This is a genomic window from Dysgonomonas sp. Marseille-P4677 (genome assembly GCF_016652235.1).
In the GTDB taxonomy this organism is placed as follows: Bacteria; Bacteroidota; Bacteroidia; order Bacteroidales; family Dysgonomonadaceae; genus Dysgonomonas.
The window spans coordinates 21,064-45,288 of sequence record NZ_JAEPKU010000007.1 but is presented as its reverse complement, the minus strand read 5'-3'; the positions used below and the strand labels follow the sequence as shown (position 1 = coordinate 45,288).

Annotated in this window: 20 protein-coding genes; 13 read left to right on the top strand and 7 right to left on the bottom strand. The window is 35.8% G+C overall.

What is annotated here, in order from left to right; all coding sequences use genetic code 11:
• Positions 1-8: 8 nt before the first annotated feature.
• The 3 genes from JGH11_RS03080 to JGH11_RS03070 form a co-directional block, all read right to left on the bottom strand.
• Complete coding sequence (locus JGH11_RS03080) at positions 9-905, bottom strand: PmoA family protein (RefSeq protein WP_201110098.1); 897 nt, start codon at positions 903-905, stop codon at positions 9-11.
• Between the two features lie 113 nt (positions 906-1,018).
• Positions 1,019-2,248, bottom strand: a complete 1,230-nt coding sequence (locus JGH11_RS03075; RefSeq protein ID WP_201110097.1) for a PmoA family protein — start codon at positions 2,246-2,248, stop codon at positions 1,019-1,021.
• A gap of 47 nt (positions 2,249-2,295) precedes the next feature.
• Positions 2,296-3,663, bottom strand: coding sequence for a Gfo/Idh/MocA family protein (locus JGH11_RS03070; RefSeq protein ID WP_236263842.1), 1,368 nt, complete (start codon positions 3,661-3,663; stop codon positions 2,296-2,298).
• 350 nt (positions 3,664-4,013) lie between these two features.
• On the opposite strand from JGH11_RS03070, the gene JGH11_RS03065 reads away from it, so the two are divergent.
• Positions 4,014-4,892, top strand: coding sequence for an AraC family transcriptional regulator (locus JGH11_RS03065; RefSeq protein WP_201110096.1), 879 nt, complete (start codon positions 4,014-4,016; stop codon positions 4,890-4,892).
• A 95-nt stretch (positions 4,893-4,987) separates the two neighbouring features.
• Here JGH11_RS03065 and JGH11_RS20100 read toward each other — a convergent pair whose 3' ends face one another.
• The 4 genes from JGH11_RS20100 to JGH11_RS03050 form a co-directional block, all read right to left on the bottom strand.
• A complete protein-coding gene (locus JGH11_RS20100) occupies positions 4,988-5,170 on the bottom strand; it encodes a pyridoxine 5'-phosphate oxidase C-terminal domain-containing protein (RefSeq protein ID WP_236263841.1) in 183 nt (60 codons plus the stop codon).
• Entirely contained in the window at positions 5,157-5,348 is a 192-nt protein-coding gene (locus tag JGH11_RS20095) for a hypothetical protein (RefSeq protein WP_236263840.1), read from the bottom strand. The genes JGH11_RS20100 and JGH11_RS20095 overlap by 14 nt, the downstream gene beginning before the upstream one ends.
• 302 nt (positions 5,349-5,650) lie before the next feature.
• Complete coding sequence (locus JGH11_RS03055) at positions 5,651-6,040, bottom strand: tyrosine-type recombinase/integrase (RefSeq protein WP_236263839.1); 390 nt, start codon at positions 6,038-6,040, stop codon at positions 5,651-5,653.
• Positions 5,998-6,240, bottom strand: coding sequence for a hypothetical protein (locus JGH11_RS03050; RefSeq protein WP_201110094.1), 243 nt, complete (start codon positions 6,238-6,240; stop codon positions 5,998-6,000). Before JGH11_RS03050 ends, JGH11_RS03055 begins: the two co-directional genes overlap by 43 nt.
• A 79-nt stretch (positions 6,241-6,319) precedes the next feature.
• On the opposite strand from JGH11_RS03050, the gene JGH11_RS03045 reads away from it, so the two are divergent.
• The 12 genes from JGH11_RS03045 (at position 6,320) to JGH11_RS02990 (ending at position 24,216) form a co-directional block, all read left to right on the top strand.
• On the top strand, positions 6,320-6,622 hold the full coding sequence (locus JGH11_RS03045; RefSeq protein WP_201110093.1) for a hypothetical protein: 303 nt from the start codon (positions 6,320-6,322) through the stop codon (positions 6,620-6,622).
• Positions 6,595-7,200: a glycoside hydrolase family 20 zincin-like fold domain-containing protein gene (locus JGH11_RS03040; RefSeq protein ID WP_201110092.1), complete on the top strand. Its 606-nt coding sequence runs from the start codon at positions 6,595-6,597 to the stop codon at positions 7,198-7,200. Before JGH11_RS03045 ends, JGH11_RS03040 begins: the two co-directional genes overlap by 28 nt.
• Before the next feature lie 14 nt (positions 7,201-7,214).
• Positions 7,215-7,388 (top strand): hypothetical protein, encoded by a 174-nt coding sequence (locus JGH11_RS03035; RefSeq protein ID WP_201110091.1) that lies wholly within the window; start codon positions 7,215-7,217, stop codon positions 7,386-7,388.
• Between the two features lie 6 nt (positions 7,389-7,394).
• Complete coding sequence (locus JGH11_RS03030) at positions 7,395-8,231, top strand: family 20 glycosylhydrolase (protein ID WP_201110090.1); 837 nt, start codon at positions 7,395-7,397, stop codon at positions 8,229-8,231.
• A 378-nt stretch (positions 8,232-8,609) separates the two neighbouring features.
• A complete protein-coding gene (locus JGH11_RS03025) occupies positions 8,610-9,191 on the top strand; it encodes a hypothetical protein (RefSeq protein ID WP_201110089.1) in 582 nt (193 codons plus the stop codon).
• Positions 9,192-9,644: 453 nt separating this feature from the next.
• Positions 9,645-10,958 carry an IS5 family transposase gene (locus JGH11_RS03020; RefSeq protein WP_201110088.1) on the top strand — a complete coding sequence of 438 codons (1,314 nt, stop codon included), beginning with the start codon at positions 9,645-9,647 and terminating at the stop codon, positions 10,956-10,958.
• A gap of 135 nt (positions 10,959-11,093) precedes the next feature.
• A complete protein-coding gene (locus tag JGH11_RS03015) occupies positions 11,094-13,895 on the top strand; it encodes a triple tyrosine motif-containing protein (protein WP_201110087.1) in 2,802 nt (933 codons plus the stop codon).
• Positions 13,896-14,171: 276 nt separating this feature from the next.
• Positions 14,172-17,291 carry a TonB-dependent receptor gene (locus JGH11_RS03010; RefSeq protein ID WP_236263838.1) on the top strand — a complete coding sequence of 1,040 codons (3,120 nt, stop codon included), beginning with the start codon at positions 14,172-14,174 and terminating at the stop codon, positions 17,289-17,291.
• A 24-nt stretch (positions 17,292-17,315) separates the two neighbouring features.
• Positions 17,316-18,797, top strand: coding sequence for a RagB/SusD family nutrient uptake outer membrane protein (locus tag JGH11_RS03005; RefSeq protein WP_201110086.1), 1,482 nt, complete (start codon positions 17,316-17,318; stop codon positions 18,795-18,797).
• Between the two features lie 83 nt (positions 18,798-18,880).
• On the top strand, positions 18,881-20,512 hold the full coding sequence (locus JGH11_RS03000; protein WP_201110085.1) for a glucoamylase family protein: 1,632 nt from the start codon (positions 18,881-18,883) through the stop codon (positions 20,510-20,512).
• A gap of 39 nt (positions 20,513-20,551) precedes the next feature.
• Complete coding sequence (gene bglX, locus JGH11_RS02995) at positions 20,552-22,843, top strand: beta-glucosidase BglX (protein ID WP_201110084.1); 2,292 nt, start codon at positions 20,552-20,554, stop codon at positions 22,841-22,843.
• Between the two features lie 11 nt (positions 22,844-22,854).
• Positions 22,855-24,216, top strand: coding sequence for a glucoamylase family protein (locus JGH11_RS02990; protein ID WP_201110083.1), 1,362 nt, complete (start codon positions 22,855-22,857; stop codon positions 24,214-24,216).
• Positions 24,217-24,225 lie beyond the last annotated feature (9 nt).

Genomic DNA, 24,225 nt, shown 5'->3' with positions numbered 1-24,225 from the left:
TTATTCATTCATTGTCTTTTATACTCTTCAAATAACTTTGCAATATTTGCCTCTGATGTATTTCCGGCATGTACTACGACCCGGTAACGCAACTTAATTATTTCTCCTTTTCTTAATTCTGTTGATTTCCCATCTTCGGGCCAATACATAGGGGTAGGAGAAATAAATCCGTAGTCACGTGTAAACCAAGGAGAAGGGTACCATTTATTTGATGGGTGTTGCATTATAGCAATTCCTTCTGTTCCCGTTTTCCGTTCACCACAGCAATCAATCCATGGAGAAGCCACACCGAATGTATTTTTTTCTCCTTGTTTAAGTTCGGAATTAATCATAACCCCTCCCTGTTTTACCGTAAGATCGGTTGCAATACGCGCGCTGAATAGAGAATGGTTGGTTTTTAATATGCTTACGTCCATCAGCATTTCCATTTCTATATCAAAATCTATCTGATATAAATCTTTCGATGGGGATGAGATAGTTATTACTCGCTTGTCTTTTATAGGTGCATCAGCATCGGGGCGTTTCCAAATACATTCATCTTCTATAATTACTTTAGTACCTTTGGCTTCTTTTATACACGCCCCAATAGAAATTATTCGTCCCCTATCTAAACCTTCTTGCCAATAATTACCTCCATTTACTTTATCGCAACCAAAATATAAGGAACTATGGTGTGGATATTCTGCATTTCGCATAGATGTTACTGTACCTCCTGATTTAGGCCCATTAACAGGGAAAAAGAATGGATATTTTTCGTCAGATCTGAATTGATAACTGGTAAAAAAATTGTGACCAACATGTATATCTATTCTTTCTCCTATTTTTGTGGCCGACAGGGTTTGTTCTTGCCCTTGCAAAGCGTTTATTCCTAAAAAAGCAAGAGTTATTAATAATACTTTTTTCATAGATTTTCATTTTTAATAGCATTGTTTATTATATGATGTGATTTTCTTATAATTCAACAATATTTTTTATTTAATGCCTAAAGTTCTAATTACCAGTATAAGGATATTCTGATTTATAAACTGGTTTCGACTTTTGGTGGAAATGCAAAATCCCTCCACAGTTTATCAGCTCGTTCATGTGTCATTTCACCATCATATTGCAATACTCTATATTGCAAAGTGTATTTATTCCCCGGTTTCAATATCCAATCCTGATCTTTAGTCGGTGCAAAATTGATAAATGCATCGCCTCTACCGCCATTTGCTGATTCATCCCATATGCGAAGAGGTTCCGGATAATTATAGTTTTCGGGATGTGATAGGAATAATATACCTGAACGTCCCTTACTACTTTGTCCTGTTAAATATATCCAACGGGCTTTTGTTCTATCAATCTCCTGCCGAGACCTGCCTTCGGAGGTATGCATTTCGCAATTTCCTTTATTCCATTCTTCGGTTGCCCTAATTGAAAGACCTCCATATCGATATTCCTTTATAATCACAGGCAATGATGTTGAAGGATGTAAATTCGATTTAAAGTCCCATAGAAAATCATTGTCTATATTCCAAGCTTTCACATCCCACTCTTCATTCATTATTACTTTCTCTTCCTCAACAGTAAAAATGTAATGATCGAGATTAGCTAAATATCCAGTCAGAACATTTCCTTCTAATCTGGCTGCTATATCTTTAGCGCGTACAGTTCCCTTTTTGTCTCTGAGATTCCATAAATCATAAATTTCACCGTCATATTCTATACGAGTCCACGGATTCCAAATACCATAGTGATGATAATGATCTTTGGGTTGTATCTTTGTCAGAATATTCCCTGCTGGTGAATATGCAGGATGAATGAATCCACTCCTTTGGAAAGATGAATCCACTCCTTGCGGTGGATAAATAGTCGTATAATTGTATTGAAGTATATTCTTATTTCCTCTTTTAAGAATTAGCGCCTCGTTCGTATCTTCAATAGTCATTACATTATTAGTTTCTTTATATTTTGTATCTTCTAAAACAAAATATCTTGTTTTCCCTGCGACTGTTATTCCATCCAATATCCAATATAGATCGCTTCTATCCCTTTCTTGTATCAGTTGACATGCAATTTCTTTTTTTATTTGATTAATAGTTTCATAAAGTCTCACTCCCTTTTTATTATTCATTTTGAGCAGAGATATATCTGCACAGACTATACTATTTTCCCTGTCATAATTACCTGTATGTACACTGAATCTCATCAAATCCTTCGAAAAAAGGCATAGCGAAAACATACAGAAGAAAAATATCAATATCTTCTTCATATGTAAATTATTTAATACCAACAAACTGGCTCGTTACTAATTTTCATCTATATACTGTATGGTGCTCTATATGGGCGTGATAACATTGAGTTGGCTTCATCATCATTTTTGAAACGTTCCATTACCGGATTCCAATAAAGCTTTCTATTCAACTTCATTGCTATATTTTGTAATAGACAAGCAGAGCATGATCGATGTGCAACTTCGGCAGGTGTAATATTTGGTTTACGTGTACGTATGCTTTCAAGCCAGTTGGTATGATGATCAGAGCTTCTATATAAGTGAATCTCATTCTCACCAATAACAGACGTTAATATTTTAGAGTCTGAGGCTTGAAGTGCTTTTGAAGTACCTGTCGTAGTAGGGTCATTTGCAGATGCTTTATAGTCACCTCTACTAACAAATATCCAACCTTTTGTACCTTCGAAAAGTACACCATTGGGTTTTTCCTTTGTATTGGTTGTTCCACGCACTATTACTCCGTTGCCATAAAGCATTTCGGTTGAAAAATCTCCATGTACATTCCACAGGCCAGAAGTAGGAAATTCTGCAGTGGCTGATATTTCGATAGGACCGGAATATTCTGTTCCCATTGCCCAATGAGCGATATCAAAGTGATGTGTTCCCCAACCTGTAATCATACCTGCCCCAAATTGTTCACATCTTAACCAACCGGGACGGCCATATCCCTGTTGTGGATGAGCTCGATCTTCAGTATAAGACTTATATGGCGTAGGGCCAAGCCACATATCATAATCGAAACCTTTAGGTATAGGCATTTCTTCCGGATTACCTCCGGCAGGGTCTCCTGGCAATCGTATTTCTATATTTTTAAGGTCTCCTATACGTCCGTTTCTAACAAGTTCACAAGCTATTCGAAATTGCTCCATAGAACGTTGTTGACTTCCAATTTGCAATATACGCCCAGAAGCATTTACCGCATTACTCATCATACGTCCCTCCTCTATTGTTAACGATGTAGGTTTTTGTAAATATACATCTTTCCCTGCACGCACAGCATCAATAGCGTTTTTTGCATGCCAATGATCGGGAGTACTAATTAATACAGCATCAACATCCTTATTTGCCAATAAATCTCGATAATCCTGATACATAGAAACACCTGAATAAGGTTTGTTTATTTTTTTTGTATAGTACTGTTCAACGAGCTCTTTACCTTGATTCATTCTGTTTGCATCAACATCCGAAACTGCAATTATCCTGACATCATCATGTTTCCAAACTCCAGGCATATCATGATCTCGAGAAATTCGTCCTACTCCAATTGCACCTATATTTATTCTATTAGAAGGTGCATTTTTTCCAAATAATGAAGATGGGACAATAGTTGGTGCTAGTATAACACCTGCGCCCAAAGCGACTGATTGCTTTAAAAAAGATCTCCTAGTTGTCATAATTGATTCGTATTTTTCATATTTATATTAAATGTAATATGAGCTCTTATATCTAATATCAAAAGATTTTTATCTTAATAGTCCAATTTGGAGGATAGCGAATAGAATTTAAGAAAATAAGACTAAGGTGATTGAAGGCTATTTATAACTATACAAATATAAGCAAACTGAATTTAAAAATGTAATCCTTTTTTTGCAGATAATAATATTTTTTTTGCTCTTATTTACAATAAGGTATCAATTATGTCCAAATGTGGATATTAAAATATAACTAAAGGGACCTATTGATAGAATACAATTTAGGCGCTATATTTGTAATATGTTAAACCTTATTTAATCTTTGTTTTATCATGGGAAAGAATATGATGTACGAACGATTATTAACAAACAATGATACTCCTATCATTGCAAGAGGATATAATTATAAACACTTTACATATCCTTGGCACTTTCACAGTGAATATGAAATAATTTATGTAAAAGAGGGGAAAGGACATCGATTTGTCGGAGATAGTATGAGTACATTTGATGATGGGGATATCATTTTTTTGGGGAGCAATCTACCCCACTATATGAGAAGCTTACAAGAATATTATGAAGAAAACGATTTACGCGTAAAAGGAGTAGTTATACAGTTCTCAAGGGATTTCCTCTTCAATACTATTAATAATTACACTGATTTTAAACACATCAAACTATTGTTACAAAAGTCAGAAAGAGGTATTCTTTTTGCAAATAAATCCGACAAAAGAATTAAGCTTATCAGTCAAGAAATACGTACCTTACCTTCATATAGTGGTATAGACAGAACAATTAGGCTTATCTCGCTTCTCGATTTAATGGCGAAATATGATAATGAATCTATTTTGGGGAGCCTTAGATTAGGTTCTTCATTATCAACATTTACAGACAGTCGACTAAATAAAATTTTATCGTATATTTCTTATAATTATAATAATGAAATAAATGTAGAAAAAGTAGCTGCAATGATTCCGATGAATACATCTGCATTTTGCAGGTATTTTAAAAAGCAAACCGGTAAAACTTTTACAGAATATGTGTTGAACTTGAGAATCGGACTCGCATGTAAGTTATTATTAACAGATTCAAAAGATATATCGCAAATAGCCTTTGAATGTGGTTTTAATACAATATGTCACTTCAACAAAATATTTAAGCGTATTACCGGAATGGCTCCGACTGAATATAAGCTTCAGTTTACTAAGTAAAAGATTATTTAGACTTTAACCGAATAATCTGAAACAGAGTCACTATCAGCAAGTTTTTAGCTATAAATACAATAATATAAATATATCAAATAAAGTTATGGAGCCAAGCGCTCTATTTTCCATTCATTATTATTCTCAAAAGGATATTGTATCCTATCGTGTAAACGATTATTGCGACCTTGCCAGAATTCGACTAAATAAGGTTTAACAATATACCTGCCCCAATTTGCGGGACGAGGAATATTTTTCCCGGCAAAACGCTTTTCAAATTCGTTCATCAACTGCTTCCAAATAGGCTATATCCGGTATAACTTGACTTTTGGGGGAAGCCCATACGCCTAGCTTACTTTTTGCAGGACGAACTTCGAAGTAAGAATCAGAATCCTTTTCGGATATCTTCTCTACAGTTCCTTCTACTCTGACTTGTCTTTCCAACTCGTGCCAGGCAAAATTCAAATCACTGCCTTATTCAAAACAACATCAAAGGCAACTGTCTCAAATGAATACTTCAGTTTAAAAACAAATATAAATCTCACTCGATTTATTTTATTATAATTTTTTTCATCGTTCATGCTTTTCTATCTCTATATACTCATATATAGAGATATATTATGATTCGTTTAAATTATTAGTTTTTGTGTGTCTAAATCGTTCATTCAGATAATAAAATTGTATCCTATACCTTCAGGTCTTCACAAATATATGACTGCAGTTTATACGACCCATTTAGCAAGTGGTTCCCTTATAAGGTCTTCATCCTACAAGTGCGTATAAATATCCTTGATATCCTTGCCTTCGGAATGCCCCATCATACGCTCGGCAACACAGTCTCGTATTCCTTTCCTGACAGTGATTGCTTTAAACGTATGCCTTGCTGTATGGAAAGTCATGGTCTTTGCAATACCCAGATCTTCTACTATTTCTTTCAAATTACGGTTTGTAGCTTGATTAGTCAAAGGTTGGAATATCTTTTCAGTCGATTTCTGAACGTATAACCGGAGTAGTTCTTCAACCACAGGGGACAGAATCGGAATTTTATAGATTACACCCGTTTTTTGACGTTCATTTGAAAAAATATAGTTATTTCTTATCCTCGCCGTTGATATTAAGCATAACGCATATTTTCTTTTTGTTCTCGAAGTATACATTCCTGATCATAAACTCGGTGCCGTTGATTGAAAGCTATCACTTCCTGTTTCTTGGCAAATAGGATTGTATTGATTTCAATCACGTCTAAAGTCGTCCGATTCTTTTTATTTAAATAATTAGCACAACTTTGTTCCAGATCGGGATATTTCTCACGGATCATATCTGCATAAAGCTTATGATAAAAAGGTCTATTTTCCATATTTCTCAATCTTTATTTCTTTTCATTATACTTGTTAGCATTAACTCTCTGAATAAATAAATCTAAATAGACAACCGGAATGAAAACAAAATTAACCTCTCTATTATTACTCTTTGCCTGTTACGGACTGTTTGCTCAAACGTCTAAAGCTCCATCAAAAGATGAGCTTATAAAAGCACTGAATGAATGCGCTACTTATACCTCCACAATACTACTGGATGAAGAAGGAAAATCGCGCTGCGATTACAATACAATCGAAAGGAAATGGTATCCGTACGAAGAACCATGGCATACCGGACAACTTATATTTGGACTATTGGAAGCATATAAAGTAACGAAAAATAAGGAAACGCTATGTTCGGCTTGGCTTTGGAAAGAGTAATTAATAACAAATGGATTTCGCAACAATATGTTCCTCAATTAATAAAAACGTGGAATGCAGTATCTGCACAGATCGAAAAAAGCGGTGCAGTCAACGGCATTTGTCAAGGAACGGATATGGGCGAAGATGCCGATTATTATAAAAATCAGAAAACACAAGAAAGCATGAGACGTATATTTAGCATATTCTTACTAATTATATTTATATCATTCAACCTTTCTGCTGTAGATATAGTTCCATTGCCTTATAAAATAAAAACAACGAATAAGAAGTTTTCTTTAGATAAAAACACCGACTACGAGAAATCTTTGAGAGATAGAGATGTAAATCTCAAATCGTTCTATATGGGAATTCGCGGTCAAGATAAAAGTCTGGATGTCCTTTTCAATAAATCAGGATTTTTTAAAGAAGAGTTTGGCGATGAAGGCTACGAACTTTTTATAGATAATAATAAAGTAGTGTTGGCAGCAAATACAGAAAGAGGTCTGTTTTATGGTAAACAATCTTTAATACAATTGATACGTGGAGCAAAGAATAATAAGCTACAAGGAATACATATCATAGATAAACAGCATTAAAGTATCGCGGAGTAATGGACGACATCAGTCGTGGCCCTATACCGAGTTTAGAGTATATGAAATATCAGATCAGGCGGATCGCTGAACTGAAAATCAACACTCTGACATATTACACAGAATATGTCGTACGCTCCGAAAAACACCCCGAATTTGCACCTCCAACCGGAGCATTATCTATTGCAGAATAGAAGGAATTGTCCGATTATGCAAAACAATACTATATAGAACTAATACCAAATTTTCAATCGCTTGGGCATGCCGAAAAGGTTTTACTCAATCCTAAATTCAGGAATATAGCCGAAAGCAATAGCATATATGCCCCCACCAAGCCCGAAACCATCAAGTTTATGAAAGATATTTACTCGGAAATGAGCCCTGCATTCGAATCACAATTTTCCCATGTGAATTGCGATGAAACTTTCGATATGGGACGAGGCCCGTCTGCAGAGAAAGTGAAAGAGCTTGGTGCAGGACGAGTATATGTCGATTATATAAATCAACTCTTTAATATTCTTAAAGATAACGGTAAGCGGATAATGATGTGGGGAGACATTGTGCTACAATACCCCGAAGTGTTAGACCTCCTCCCAAAAGATGCGGTGATGATGACTTGGGAATATAGCGACTACGACTCTTATGCTAAATGGATCGATCCATTTGTAGAAAAAGGATTTGACTTTATGATATGTACAGGCGTATTGAACTCGTACCGAATTTCTCCCGACTACAAAATGGCGATTCCTAATATCCGAAAGTTTATAAAAGAAGGAGCCGAGAAAGGTGCGATGGGCGTGCTCAATACCGTTTGGGATGATGGAGGATTACATACCTTCGATCGCGATTGGTACGGTATAGCCTATGGGGCCGAACATTCATGGAATCCGAACGACAGGGAACTTAGCGATTTTGACCATCGACTATCTAAAGCAATATACGAAAGCGAAGGTCAAGAATTATTTTCGGCAATCCACAGATTGACCGAAATGTGTGAAATAGAAGCTCTCGATAATATGAGCGAGATTGTTTTCTAGAAAACGATTATCCCCGAAAGAGGAAAGTATAATAAATATAGTTTAGCCGATTGGGAAGATATTTATGAGGCATGCCTCGAAGTCAATTCGATACTAAAGAATCAGACAGCGAAAAATTACACACATGAATATAAAGCATTCAGAATAGTATCGGATGAATATAAATATCTGGCAAAAGCCAAACTTAATTCAGCAGAAGCAACCACCTTATATACGGAAGCAATTGAAATTCAATACAAAGACAGAGGTAAAACCAAAACCTTATTAGATAATGTTTACATAAATATAACCGAATGTAGAGCTAGTTTAGCTAAAATACAAAAGGATTCTGATTCTATTTGGAAAAACGAAAACCGCGATTATTGGAACGACTTTGCAATGGATCCTTTCAACCATGTATTGAGAGATTATGACGATTTGATAAGCTCTTTCAACAGATCTGTCGGATATTTCAATCAAGGGTTACCTCTGATTGCTCCTGCCGATATACGTCTCGACATCAGGGAACTTGAAGGTTCATATTTCACTTACTGGCTGATTTCTCTTGCTTTTGGTCTTGAAAGCGGAACATCTTTTGAAATAGACTTTCTGAAAGGGATGGACGGAGAAAGCTCAACTTCTCATTTTCCCGGATTCTCATTTTTCAATGAGAAAGGTGAAAATATCAAATGGATGAAATATTCATCTCCGCTATCCGACAGGGTTTCGTTAAATATTCTATTAGAAACTAAAAACAAATCCGTAGCCTATGCATTTTGTACTTTAGAATCGTCAAAAGAACAAATGATTACTGCTAATTTTGGCTTTACCGAACAACTCGAAATCTTCTGCAATGGTACATCTATCTTCAAAAAACAAGACAGTGAAAGTTTGATTACAGATGAATATCAACAAGTATTAAATCTTAATCCCGGCAAAAACAGAATATTAGTTAAAATAGAAAGAGCAACAAGTAACTGAGACTTCTCATTCCGTATAAAAGATCAAAAAAACAGCGGACGAAAAAATAAGTATAGACTAGAGGCATTACCATAAAGGAATAATCCTTAATCCGTTTTTGTCAGGTATTATAAAATAATTCTCTTTCACCAGATATGGGATAGCCAAATCTTTATTGATTCTTTATCTTTACTGCCCCGTTAAAATCACAAATCACTCTTTTAGATATTTGATATTTAGTTAGTTACATGGGTTTCTTGAATAAAAACGAATTTATCTTGAAACATGTACAATCAGATTAATCTGATTGCAAAGCTATAAATTCAAGTCCGTTGATTCGAAAAACCTCTATAACTAACTAGTCATTCCTTATTTAGCATTTAAAACACTAATTAATAGTAAATTGTCTTTAGATACATTCGTATAAATCTGGAAGAATCCTTATCTTTACACATTAATTATTGCAATTTTTTTATGCTTAGACCAAGTAAAAATGATGCCCAACAAAGTTTATTCTTTTCTTTGGGAGGTAGTTTAGACCAAAAACATCCACTCTATATTTTAGCATTCAAGGTAGATTGGGATATATTTGAAAGAGAGTTTTCAAAGTTTTATAGTGCAGATGAAGGAGTCCCATCCAAGCTAATTCGCCTGATGGTTGTCTTGCTGATTCTTAAATATATCCGTAATTTATCGGATGAGAGACTAGTTGAACAATGGAGTGAAAACATTTACTACAAGTATTTGTGTGGTCAAAACAAGTTTATTGTGAAAATTCCATGTGTGACAACTGAACTAGTAATGTTTCGACAACGTATTGGCGTCAAAGGATGCGAATTGATTCTGTGTGAAAGTATCCACATCAATGGTAAAGATGGTAATGAACCAGATATTTCAGCTGACACGACAGTTCAAGAGAAAAATATCACTTATCCGACAGATAATAAGTTGCATCGAAAAATCATAGCCAAATGTAAGAAAATAACCAACCAGGAAAATATTATACCCCGTCAGGCTTACACTCACACATTGAAAAAGTTGTATGTTGATATTCGTTTCAGCAATCATCCCAAGAATAAGAAAAAATCCTGTGCAGGCGGTCGCAAAATTAGAACAATCGTAGGACGATTAGCTCAAGAGTTAGAACGTAAATTACCAGATAATTACAATTATAGCGAGTCATTGAATTTATTCACAAGAGTTTTTAATCAAAAAAGAAGTGATAAGAATAAGATTCATAGCCTGCATGAACCTCCTGTACATTGCATTTCAAAAGGAGAAGAACATAAAAAACATGAGTCCGGAAAGATGGCTTCTACCCTTTATACCCAAAGTGCAAGAGTAACAGTGGGAGCCTTATCCTTTAAGAATGAATATGTTGCTACATTACCTAAAGCTTTAGAACAATACAAAAGACTTAAGAAAAAGCCGCCCAAAAATGTTTTTGCGAGCAGAGGCTATAAAGGTAAAACTGTTATAGTAGAGACTAGCATTCATATTGCTAAGCCATTTTCAAAGAAATTGAATACCTATCAACAGCAGAAACGGAAAGAATCACATAACCGTCGGGCAGCTATAGAGCCAATTATCGGACATCTAAAACAGGACCATAGATTGTCCGGAAACTTCTACAAAGGGGACTTTGGAGATGCTATCAATGTGCTATTGGCAGCCTCAGTTTTCAACTTTAAGAGGATGATCAACAAATATAAACAAAAAATTGTCTATATCCGGGTAGAAATACAGGCAATCTGTTTTTATAAATTAGTTGCAAAAGTGAGTTTTTGAGGGACAACTAAATAAACTTCAAATATTTCAAAGAACAATTTGAGATTTTAATGGGACAGTAATGAATCTTGATATATTTTCAAACTCAAAATATTTCTAATGAAACACATATTATCTATATTTTATATTAAACATATGCATTTGATTACTTTGTTATGTGTCTCTCTAATAGGTTATTCCAAAAATCCTTATATTCATAACCTTGACAAGCAATTGTATGGAGCAGCTAGTAAGAATTGGAATATAAAAGAAGATGATAAAGGTTTTATCTATGTTGCAAATGAAAGCGGTCTTCTCGAATTTGATGGCATAAAATGGAACTTATACCGTTTACCAGGTAATCAACCAATCAAATCGATATGTGTAGAGAACCATAATTGCATTTACACAGGAAATGTTGAAGGGTTTGGCAGATGGGACAGAGAACATTCCGGAAAGTTAATGTATACACATTTAAGTAAAGATGTACCTGAAAAAAATATTATGTATGGTGATTTCTGGCAAAGTTGGAAGCACGACAACGCAATCTATTTTCAGTCATTTAAATCTATATTCAGATATAAAGATTCAAGAGTAGAAAAGGTGAATATAACGAAGCCGGTATTATTTTTGCTTCCAGCTGGAGACGAACTATGGGTACAATATATGAAAGGTGGGTTATATCGTGTAAATGGACTTGAGTTGGAATTGTTGGTAGGTACTGATAAATTAAAAAATACAGATGTAAGAGTAATCCTGCCTTATCAAGATAATAAGTATCTCATAGGTACTTCTAATTCTGGAATCTTTATTTATAATAATAAAGAGTTGATAAAGTGGGATTCCCCAATATCTGATGCTGTACAAGTAGGAGAATTGAATTGTGGCATTAGAACAAAAAATGGGAAATATCTGCTAGGTACAATTTTAGAAGGTATTTACGAAGCAGATGTGAATGGGCAGATACTAAACCACTTCTCGACAGGGAATCAATTGATGAATAATACTATTTTGTCTCTTTTTGAAAGCAAATTGGGCTCGGTCTGGATTGGTTACGATAGCGGACTTGGAAATATGCAATACTGGGATAATCTAGATTATTTTACATTTGGACAAAATAAAATCGGAACAATATACGATGCGAAGATATGGGATGGAAGATTGTTCTTATGTACGAACCAAGGTATTTATTACATTTCGCAAAAAGATTTTTTCGGTTCAAAATCATTAAATAACATAAAATTAATAGATAATACGCAGGGGCAGGCCTGGAAACTGACAGAAAGTAATGGACGTTTATTCTGTGCTCATAATAGAGGTATTATAGAAATATCTAAGAAGTTAAGAACTTCGATATTCAGCGAAAATAACAATGGTGTATTTAATTTTCAAGAAGAGCATCTGTTCGAAAAAAATGTATCTATAGCCTCAATGTATAATAAGTGTTTAATTATTGATGGCAACCAAAGAATAGAAGTGGGTATACAAAATATTCCTGTCAAATACGTGATGACAGATTATTTAAATAATCTATGGTTGAAAATTCCATATAAAGGTGTTTATAAATTAAGATTAAATCAGGACTTTAGTATAGCTGCTAATACATATTTTGGAGGTGATAAGCAATTCAATTTTCACGAAAATATAAATATGTTAAAGATAGGGAGCCGAATTGTATTATCGAATGACAGCCTTTTTTATACATATGATGAAATATCAAATAAAATTGAACCGAACACAATTTTGAATAATTGCCTAGCATCCGTAAAAAGTATACAAAATATTGTTAAACAGAAAAAGCATCATTACTGGATAATCACCAATAAATCTGTCTATCTATTATATTATGATGGGGTAAAAGCTCTAATTATGGATCAATATTTTCTGGGTAACCATAGACTCTCTTTGGTAGAGCGTTTCGAAAACGTCAGTATCATCAATGACACATTAAGTTTAATATGTCTTGATAATGGATTCCTACTTCACACAATGGATAGGAAACCTACCTATAGTTTGCCCACTTCTCCTATTATACTAAATATTTCGGGAACAGACAGGAATGGGAATACAGAGTACAACAATCTCATGTTGAATAAAGACTCAATTATAACTATAAAATCTTCTTATGCCAACTTAGTCCAAGTCAAAGTTTTTAACCCCAACTCTTTTTATCAAGATGAATATTTCCAATTTAAGTTGAAAGGAATAGACAGCGATTGGTCAAAATCACATAAATCGGACATTATAAGTTTTGAACGATTACCCAGTGGTCGTTATACACTATTTGTCCGCACAATTAATCAATTGGAGGAGACTTCCGAGCCTTACCAAATAGATTTAATCATAGAGAAACCTTTCTGCAAATCAACAATAGCTATAATCTCCTACTTTATCATTGCCTGCACATTATTTTGGATAATTTGGAAATTAGTTCTAAGACATCACCGGAACCTTCATATACAAAAGATACGTTCCAGAGAAAGGAATCGATTGAAATATCAAAATTTACAATTAGAAAAAAAGATAAATCAGGTGAATGCCGAATTATTTACTCGTGCAAACCTTATTCTACAAAAGAATAAATTGGTAGATGATATCAGAGAGATAATTAACAACCAATACTATGGAAAAGATAAAAAAGATATATCGGAACTATATAGAAAACTCAAAAATCTACTAAAAACAGGAGAAAAGAATGAAGATCAATGGGAAATTATTCTGATAACATTCGAAGAAAAACATCCCGATTTCTTTATGAAATTAAAAAAAATATCCCCTGATATTACACCTAATGATTTGAAAATATGCATGTGCCTTAGGCTAAACTATGACTCTAAAGAAATTGCACAAATGCTAAATTTATCTGTAAGGACAGTTGAAAATAACAGATCAAAAATAAGGAAGAAGCTAAATATCCCTAGTAATATACATTTAACAGACTTCTTATTGGATTTATAATATACTTATTGAGAGTAAAATAGCGTATAGATATAAACATACACACACTTTATTTACTAATAACTAAGTAATTACATGTTTTTGTGAGATGATCGTGATTGCGATTGATACTCAAAAGGTGTATTCCGTGAGATTTTTTTTATAACAATTCAACAAAAAAAAATTTGTTTTGCAAATGTCTCCTTGTTGTTAACTCAACAAGACATAACCATGTTCAACATGTCCCATAAATTACTATGGTAATCTTAATATAATATGAAAAACTTATTCACATCTATGAAAAAAAGCAAATTTAGAAAATGTAAGATAGTAATACGGATAGTACTATTATCTATGGTATTGGTGCTACTCCCTTGTGAAGTTTTTGCTCAAACAAAAACAATTACAGGAGTTGTGACCGATGAAATGAATGAAACTTTGATTGGAGTCTCTGTAAAAGTGGTAAACACAAATCAGGCAACAATAACAGATATTGATGGTAGATACTCAATCTCTGCTCAAAAAGGAGATGAGCTTCATTTTTCTTATATCGGAAGAAAGAGTTTAACTATAAAAGTGGGAGATAGTGAAATTATAAATGTCATTCTGGAAGGTGATGTTACAACACTTGGTGCTGTGGAGATCGAGGTCGGATATGGGAAGATACGTAAGAGAGACCTTACTGGATCTATTGTTTCTGTTAGTACAAAAGATCTGATAGGTGTTCCAACCAATAATCCTATTAGTGCACTGCAAGGTAAAGTCCCTGGATTGAATATCGTAAATAGTGGAACGCCAGGAGCAGCACCTGAAATAAGACTGAGAGGAGTAGGAACACTAAATGCCGATACTAAACCTATATTTGTGGTAGATGGGATGATTGTTGACAATATTGACTTTGTGAATATGAACGACATCCTATCTTTGGAGGTACTGAAGGATCCATCGTCATTATCAATTTTTGGTGTACAGGGTGCAAATGGAGTTATCATAATAACTACGAATAGAGGACAAGCGGGTAAAACCCAAGTAAAATACGATGGTTATGTCGGAGTTCAATATCTGGCAAACAGAGATAGGTTGAAACTTACAGATGCGACAGAATTTACGGTACTTTATAATGAACGCCTGATGAATGAATATTACGATGAGTTAGCTATATATGAAAAGGCAATAGCTAGTGGGAAAGATGCTGCCCCTCCGGCTATCCCAAGCCCTTGGGAAGGAGATCTTCTTGGAAAGGGGACGGATTGGCAAAAAGAGATTTTCCATCCAGCTATTATTACCAATCATCATTTGTCGGTAAGCACAGGGAACGACAAAAGCACATCTATGATCTCGGCAGGCTATTATAAACAAGATGGTATAGTTAGATACAACTCTTATGAAAGATTAAATTTAAACTATGCAGGAGATATTAAAGTAAATAAAGCTATAAAATTAGGCACTAATGTAGGGCTAAGTCGATGGGAAACAGAGCCTATGTACGGCGGTGTTTTACCTAATGCCGCGCGTGCATTACCTACTTACAGCCCATATCGTGCAGAAGCAGATAGAGACTATAGTAAGCTTGGTGGAATATTTACCCCTCCTCCCGGGATACAAAGTAATGTGGGAAATCCTGTAGCTACAATGGAAACACGAAAAGGAACACAAGAGCCTTATGGATATAGGGCCGTAGGAAATATTTATGCAGAAATCAGCTTCCTGAAAGATTTTAAATTTAAAGCTACGGGCTTTTTCGATGTTGGCATCAATAACACAAGGACTTATACACCTATCTATGATGTTAATTATCCCGGACTGGAGGAAACTAGCCAACGAAATCTTGTTGCTACAGCAAAAAAAGAAACAAACGAGTATACTAAACTCCAAGCCGACTTTATATTGAATTATGACAAAACTATAGATAAACATAAAATCGGAGCAATGGCTGGCTATACAGCCTACGAGAACAAGCACAAAGGCTTTTCAGCCCACACAGACTCTATATTCAACAATGAAGAAAATCTGCCGGAAGATTTATGGACATTAGACGAGAAAGCAAAAAAACTAGGCGTTGGCAACAGTTTTGGGCAATCAGCTTTCATCTCTTACCTCTCTCGTGTAAATTATTCTTATGATAATAAATATTTACTTACAGCTACTTTCCGTGCCGATGGATCTTCAAAATTTGCTGCAAACCATAGATGGGGATACTTTCCTTCTATAGGAGCCGGCTGGGTTATATCAGAAGAAAATTTCATGGAATCATTTAAAGAAAAAATTGACTTTCTTAAGTTAAGAGCCAGTTGGGGTAAACTTGGTAATGATAAGATTGGAGATTTTCAAAATTACAGACGTATAGACCCTCAGGGTAGTTCAATAATATTAGATGGTAATACTATTTACTTGCCTACAATTGACGGTCTGGCTGACGAAAATTTACACTGGGAAGTAATGACTGGGGTGGATGTCGGAATTGAGGGGTATTTCTTCCAACAACGTCTGACTGCCGATGTTGGTTACTACTACAAAAAGAATAGTGATTTATTAGCAACGGTTCCTCTTCCGGCAGCTATAGGACCGAACTATAAAGTAACCAATGCAGGGTCGGTTAGTAATAGCGGAATAGAATTTAATGTTTCATGGAGAGATAAAGTAGGTGATTTTGCTTATAATACCAGTTTTAATGGTTCGACTATACGAAACCGAGTTGTATCTTTAGGTAACAATAACGCATCATTATCTCATGTATATCATCGTACATCCGTAGGGCATCCTATAGGATCATTTTATGGTTATGTTCAAGATGGTATTTTCCAGACAGATGAAGAAATAGCGGCATATTATCCGTCGGCATGGGTGTCTAGACCAGGAGATATCCGGTTTAAAGACGTTAATGGTGATGAAAAAATAGACAGCAACGACCGGACATTTATTGGCTCATCTATTCCTACTTTCGTATACGGTTTCTCTATAGGATTCGAATACAAGAACTTTGACATTAACATGAATTTCAACGGGGTATCTGGAAATAAAATATTAAATAAGAAGAAGTTGCCTACTTTTGCTCAATTCAATTATTACGAAGATATGATCGATCGTTGGCATGGAGTAGAGACATCAAACTCCGAACCTATGATTAATGCAGCCAGAGGCCATAATCATTCCCCATCGACCAACTTGCTTGAAGATGGTTCGTATATCCGATTGAGAGGAGTGCAATTGGGCTATAACGTACCTACATCTGTGCTAAGCAAACTAGGTGTAAGCTCTTTAAGAGTTTATTGTAATGCAGAAAACTTATTGACGTTTAAGAAGAACTCGGGCTATACTCCTGAAGTTAGTGGTAGTATATTGGAAGGTGCAGTTGATGATGGAGGTACTTATCCTCTTCCAATGACAATTACCGGAGGTGTTATGATATCATTCTAAGAAATAACAAATTAAAAAGCTATTATGAAAAATTTATTATACATACTGACAATATTTGTCTTTTTTTCGTGTTCAGATTCTTTTCTGGATCGCTATCCCGAAGGGTGGTTACATGATAAGAATACTGATATAGGGGTAACAGGAACAGACTTATTGGCAAGAGGCGAGTTGCAAAAAGCATACGACGGACTTAGAGCATATTCATTTTGTTGGGCTGGACTGGCTATGCATAACTATACAACACCGGATGCGGAGAAAGGGAGCAACCCATCTGATGGTGCTAACATAGTCCCATTTTCTACTATGAGTTTTACTACCGACAATAGTGCTTTGAAAGATTATTATCAGGGAACTTTTAATGTTATATCCAATGCTAACAGAGCGATAAGCCTGGCAACTGCAATTCCGGATTCTTTGGAAAATGTAAAAAACAGTATCGTTGCTGAAGCTTTAGTCTTGCGTGGAGCCATGTACTTCAGATTGACTCAGGCTTTCGGTGCCGTGCCGTATGTAGACCGTGTCTTTTCTCCGGGAGAAGAGTCGCCGGAGCGAATGAGCGTACCAGAAATAAAAGTCAAAGCCAAAGAAGATATAGATTGGGCAATACCTTACTTGATGACGCGAAAAGAAATGGTTAGTACTAAAAACTTTGGTAGAGTCACTCAGAATACAGCAAGAGCTATTCTTGCAAAAATGGCTTTATATGAGAAGAATTGGAGTGAAGTAATTACATATACCGGAGAAATTATAGCTTCAGGAGATAATGATCTATCAACTCCTTATGATAAAATCTTTATAGAAGCACAAGAGTTTGGACCCGAATCTATTTTTGAGGTCGATGTTGAACACCAGCCTAATTCAAAAATCAATAGAACTTCACAATATGCCCAGATACAAGGCGTAAGGGGTACTCCTAATCTTGGATGGGGATTCAACTCCCCTAGTACTGTCCTCATAGCTGCATACGAACCAGGCGATCCGCGTAAAGAGGCTACAGTCTTAACTGATGGGCAAATACTAAACGGTGAAACTATACAGGCTTCCGGTGATTCATACAATAAATTTTTCAACAAAAAAGTATATACACTGCCATCGGAAAGATCGGCATACGGGCGTGAAAGCGGGAATCAAGGAACATGGGTAAATATAAGGCTAATACGTTATTCCGATATCGTTTTGATGCATGCTGAAGCTGCGAATGAACTCGGAAACGTTGATGATGCTCTGGCTAAATTGGAGATGGTACGTGAACGTGCCAGAGGTGGGGACAATACTGTCTTGCCTAAAGTAACAGATAGGAATGAAAATATTTTACGGGATAAAATCCGCCACGAACGTCGTATCGAATTGGCTATGGAGTTTGAACGTTTCTTCGACTTGGTTCGTTGGGATTTGGCGAAAGATCTCATCCCTAACTTTGTAGTAGGAAAACATGAATTATACCCTATTCCTCAGGTTGAAATAGACAACTCTAATGGTATCTTAACACAAAACCCTGGCTATTAAGCTTTTAAGAAGGATTGTCTAGCTGGTTATCCAGCTAGACAATCCTAAATTTCTCATCTAATTGAGATAAAATTTGCTATCAGATGAAGCTAAAATCTATCATAGTTCTTTTATTTATATCGTTTATTTTTGTCACAGCCTGTTCCGATGGGAATGAGCAAGAAACAATTGTTTTGGTAAAAAACGATGAAACTTATCTGCCAAGAAATGTTTATCCTGTGTTAGATGAGATACAGCGCAAAACGTTTAATTTCTTTTATGAAGGGGCCGAACCTGCCACAGGCATGATTTATGAAGGTACTGAAAGGGGAAATATAATTACTACCGGGGGGACTGGCTTCGGACTAATGTCACTAATTATAGGCTCTGAAAGAAAATGGATTTCGAGAAGTCAGGCAGGCGAACGAACACTTAAAATTTGTCAGTTTTTGAAAAACTGTGAACGTTTCAATGGTGCCTGGTCCCATTGGTATACTCCAGATGGATTATCTGCTGATTTTGGAGAACAAGTCAAAACCGGAGATCTTGTCGAAACCGGCCTGTTGATGCAAGGTTTAATTGCAGCAAAAGAATATTACAAAGGGAGTTCAAATACAGAAAACAATATCTCGCGTATTATTGATGAATTGTGGGGTAGTGTCGACTGGAAACATTATACTAACAGTGGCGATGCTCTATATTGGTTGTGGTCTTCTGAAAACAATCAGTTTTCTTTACCGATAAATGGATGGAATGAAGGACTTATTACTTATATCATGGCATTAGCCGCACCAACTCCACATAATATAGATATAGAAGTCTATAAAAAAGGTTGGAAACAAAATGGAGCTTTTTATCATCCTAACCGTACTTATTATAATTACACACTTTTGCTTGGACCCGACTATGGAGGTTCATTGTTTCTATCTCAGTATTCCATGCTCGGGCTTAATCCTCAGAAGTTGGAAGACAATGATATCAACTATTGGTATCAGAATGTAAATCACACGCTTATAAACAGGCACTACTGTATCTATAATGCACCTGAAAAATATGCTTATAGCGATTCATCATGGGGTTTGACAGCCTGCTATGGAATAGGAACTCAGTCGCAAGGGGAATATAAACCGCGCTCCCCGCTTATTGATGATGGAGTTATAGCGCCTACAGCCGCATTAGGAGCCTACCCCTATACTCCATTTTACTCTACTCAGGTTCTTTTGGGGTTGAACAAGCTAGGCTATCTAAAACATAAATATGGTTTTAGTGATGCATTTTGTCCCTCCGAAAATATTGCCGATAAACGGGTATTAGCAATAGATCAGGGACCTATCGTAGTGATGATAGAAAATTATCGTACCGGACTGATATGGAACTTAGTAATGGGGAATGAAAATATACAGAAAGGACTCAGATTGGCAGATATAAAAACTACTCCCGGCTTCAAAGAGGGATTCCATTTAGCGGTAATTGATCAATATACCAAAGTATATAATATGTTGATACATCCCGACAGAGACGTTTATGAGCTTGATTATTTTGTAGAAAATGGAGAAGTGGTAAAATTTACTATAAAAGATGCAAACAATAAAATAGTACGCGAAAAAGAGAAAGAGTCAACTAAAGGAGAAAATGTATTTTCCTTTTTTGATGATAATATACTAAGAGGAAGAGAATATTTAATAGAGATGCAAACCAAAACTAGTGTATACAAGATTAATGTCGTTTTAAGATAAAATCTAGATTTTTATTATAGAATATAATATATAAAGATAATGAAGAAAATATTGATAGGCGTTCTATTGTTTTGTTCCGTTATAAACTTATTATATGCTCAAAAGAGTAGTAAAATAAGAAAAGATCAGTTCATTGATGAATTAATGAACAAAATGACTATTGAAGAAAAAATAGGCCAGCTTAATTTACCTAGTTCGGGAGACATTACAACAGGACAAACCCAAAGTAGTAACATAGCTCAAAAAATAAAAGATGGTCAAATAGGAGGACTATTTAATATAAAAGGAGTCCGAAAAATAAAGGAAGTTCAACGAATAGCTGTTGAAGAAAGCCGTTTAGGTATTCCTTTGTTATTTGGAATGGATGTGATACATGGTTATGAAACTGTCTTTCCGATTCCATTAGGCTTAGCCTGCTCTTGGGATATGGATGCTATAGAGAAATCGGCTAGAATAGCAGCTGTTGAAGCTAGCTCCGATGGTATTTCCTGGACTTTCAGCCCAATGGTTGATATTTCAAGAGATCCCCGTTGGGGTCGTGTCTCGGAAGGGAATGGAGAAGATCCATATCTGGGAGCACAAATAGCCAAAGCAATGGTTCAGGGCTATCAGGGAAAAGAAAACGATATGTATAGTACTAATTCAAACATCATGGCTTGTGTCAAACACTATGCACTCTATGGCGCTTCAGAAGCAGGAAGAGACTACAATACAGTCGATATGAGTAAGAACCGTATGTTTAATGAATATATGTATCCTTATCAAGCAGCAGTTGACGCCGGAGTTGGCAGTGTAATGGCTTCATTTAATGAGGTTGATGGTATTCCGGCCACAGCTAATAAATGGCTGATGACAGACGTATTGAGAAAGCAATGGGGATTTAAAGGCTTTGTTGTGACGGACTACACAGGCATATTAGAAATGGTAGACCATGGAATAGGAAACCTGCAAAAAGTATCGGAGAAAGCACTTAAAGCAGGCATTGATATGGATATGGTAACAGAGGGATTTAACTCTACAGTGATGCAATCCCTAAAAGAAGGAAAAGTATCGGAGGAAGATATTAACAGCGCTTGCCGGCGGATTCTCGAAGCTAAATACACCTTGGGACTATTTGATAATCCATATAAATATTGTGATGAGGATAGGGCAAAAAAAAATATTTACACCAAAGAACATCGTGCTTTTGCAAGGAAGTTAGCTTCTGAAAGTTTTGTGCTTTTAAAGAACAACAACAGCACACTTCCACTAAGTAAAAAGGGAAAAATAGCCGTTGTAGGTCCTTTAGCCAATACACGTTCAAACATGGTAGGAACTTGGAGTGTAGCAGCTAAGCTTGATGTTCCGATGACACTTGTCGAGGGAATTAATGATGTGGGTGGCAACAATGTTGATGTATTGTATGCAAAAGGTAGTAATCTCACCGAATCCGAAGAGCTTGAGAGATATGCCTCGATGTTCGGCAGGGAACTAGGACGTGATTCTCGTTCTGAAGCCGTAATAAGGGATGAAGCACTATCGATAGTCGAAGATGCCGATGTGATAATAGCTGCTTTAGGCGAAACATCCGAGTTTAGCGGAGAATCGAGCTCGCGAACAAACCTGAATATTCCCGATGTTCAACAGAGACTTCTCTCCGAATTATTGAAAACAGGGAAACCTGTAATTCTGGTTCTGTTTACAGGACGTCCACTAACTCTTACTTGGGAACACCAAAACGTACCTGCTATTTTGAATGTCTGGTTTGGAGGAACCGAAGCTGCACAAGCGATTGCTGACGTATTGTTTGGCGATGTGAATCCTAGTGGAAAACTAGTAGCTACATTTCCACAGAATGTAGGGCAGATTCCCCTTTTCTATAATCATAAAAATACAGGAAGACCATTGAAAGAGGGTAATTGGTTCGAGAAATTTAGAAGTAACTATATCGATGTTTCCAACGATCCGCTATATCCTTTTGGTTATGGCTTAAGTTATACAACTTTTCAGTATGGTGATATAATATTAGACAAGAATATTCTTACCGAAAAAGATGAGATTAAAATATCGGTTGAAATATCTAATACAGGAAAATATGATGGGGCTGAGGTAGTCCAGCTATATCTAAGAGATGTAGAAGGAAGTATTACCCGTCCTGTAAAAGAGTTGAAAGGTTTTAAAAAAGTATTTCTAAAGGCAGGCTCTTCTGAGAAAATAAAATTTACAATAGATGTTGAAGCTATCAAGTTCTACAATTACGATTTGGAGTATATTGCTGAACCCGGAGTATTCGAAGCTATGATAGGTCCTTCGAGCAAGGATGTTAAAACAGTAAAATTTACTTATCAATAACCAAATGAAACATGAATAGTATAAAGTCTTTTATATTACTTGCTTTATTTTCAGGACTACTTGTAAGTTGTTCTAATACAAAGAACAACAATCAGAAAGCACTCAATGATGAAGAGCTATTGAACCTAGTTCAACATAAAACTTTCAATTATTTCTGGGAAGGATCTGAAAATAATAGTGGAATGGCTCGAGAGAGAATCCACATGGACGAAGTATATCCTGAAAATGACAAAGATGTAGTAACTAGTGGCGGAAGTGGATTTGGAGTAATGGCAATACTGGTAGGTATTGAAAGGAATTTCATTACCCGTGATGAAGGAATTGAAAGGTTAAATAAGATAGTTTCTTTTCTTGAGAAGGCAGATACTTTCCATGGCTTATTTCCACATTGGTGGTATGGGAATACAGGAAAAGCAAAAGGATTTAGTGATAAAGATAATGGAGGAGATGTCGTAGAAACGGCTTTCATGATGCAAGGCCTGTTAACTGCACACCAATACCTCATAAACGGTAACAATACCGAAAAAGCTTTAGCCGAAAGAATCAATAAACTTTGGAGCGAAGCAAACTGGGATTGGTATCGTAACGGTAAAGATGTTCTCTTTTGGCATTGGAGTCCTCAGCATGAGTTTGGAATGAATCATCCTATCAGAGGATTTGACGAATGCATTATTGCTTATATACTGGCAGTATCTTCTCCAACATATCCGGTACCTACCGAAACTTATCATAAAGGATGGGCTAGAAACGGGGAGATTTTAGGCCAACACACAATAGAAGAATATCCTATTGGAATAAACTATAATAATAAATTTGGCATAGGACCTTTATTCTGGATACATTATTCATTTCTGGGATTAGATCCCCGGGAGTTGAGCGATAAATACTCAGAAAACTATTTTGCCGAGTTTAAAAATTATACATTAATCAATAGGGCGTATTGCATCCGAAATCCAAAGGGGTACAAAGGATATGGTAGCGATAGCTGGGGGCTGACTGCCAGTTATTCTGTAAATGGCTATAACGCGCATGCACCAAATGAAGAACAGGATCTTGGCGTTATCGCTCCCACTGCAGCCCTTTCTTCTATTGTTTACACTCCTGACGAATCAATGGATGTTATGCGGTACCTTTATAGTAAAAGAGATACACTTCTAGGAACTTTTGGCTTCTACGATGCCTATAGTGAGTCGGAAAATTGGTATCCTAAACGCTATTTGGCAATTGATCAGGGGCCTATCGTAGTAATGATAGAGAACTACCGCTCACAATTACTTTGGAATTTATTTATGAGTCATCCTGACATTCAAAAGGGGCTTAAGTTGCTTGGATTCAATAGCCCACATCTAAACCAGACAAGATTTATTAAGTAATAACTTTAT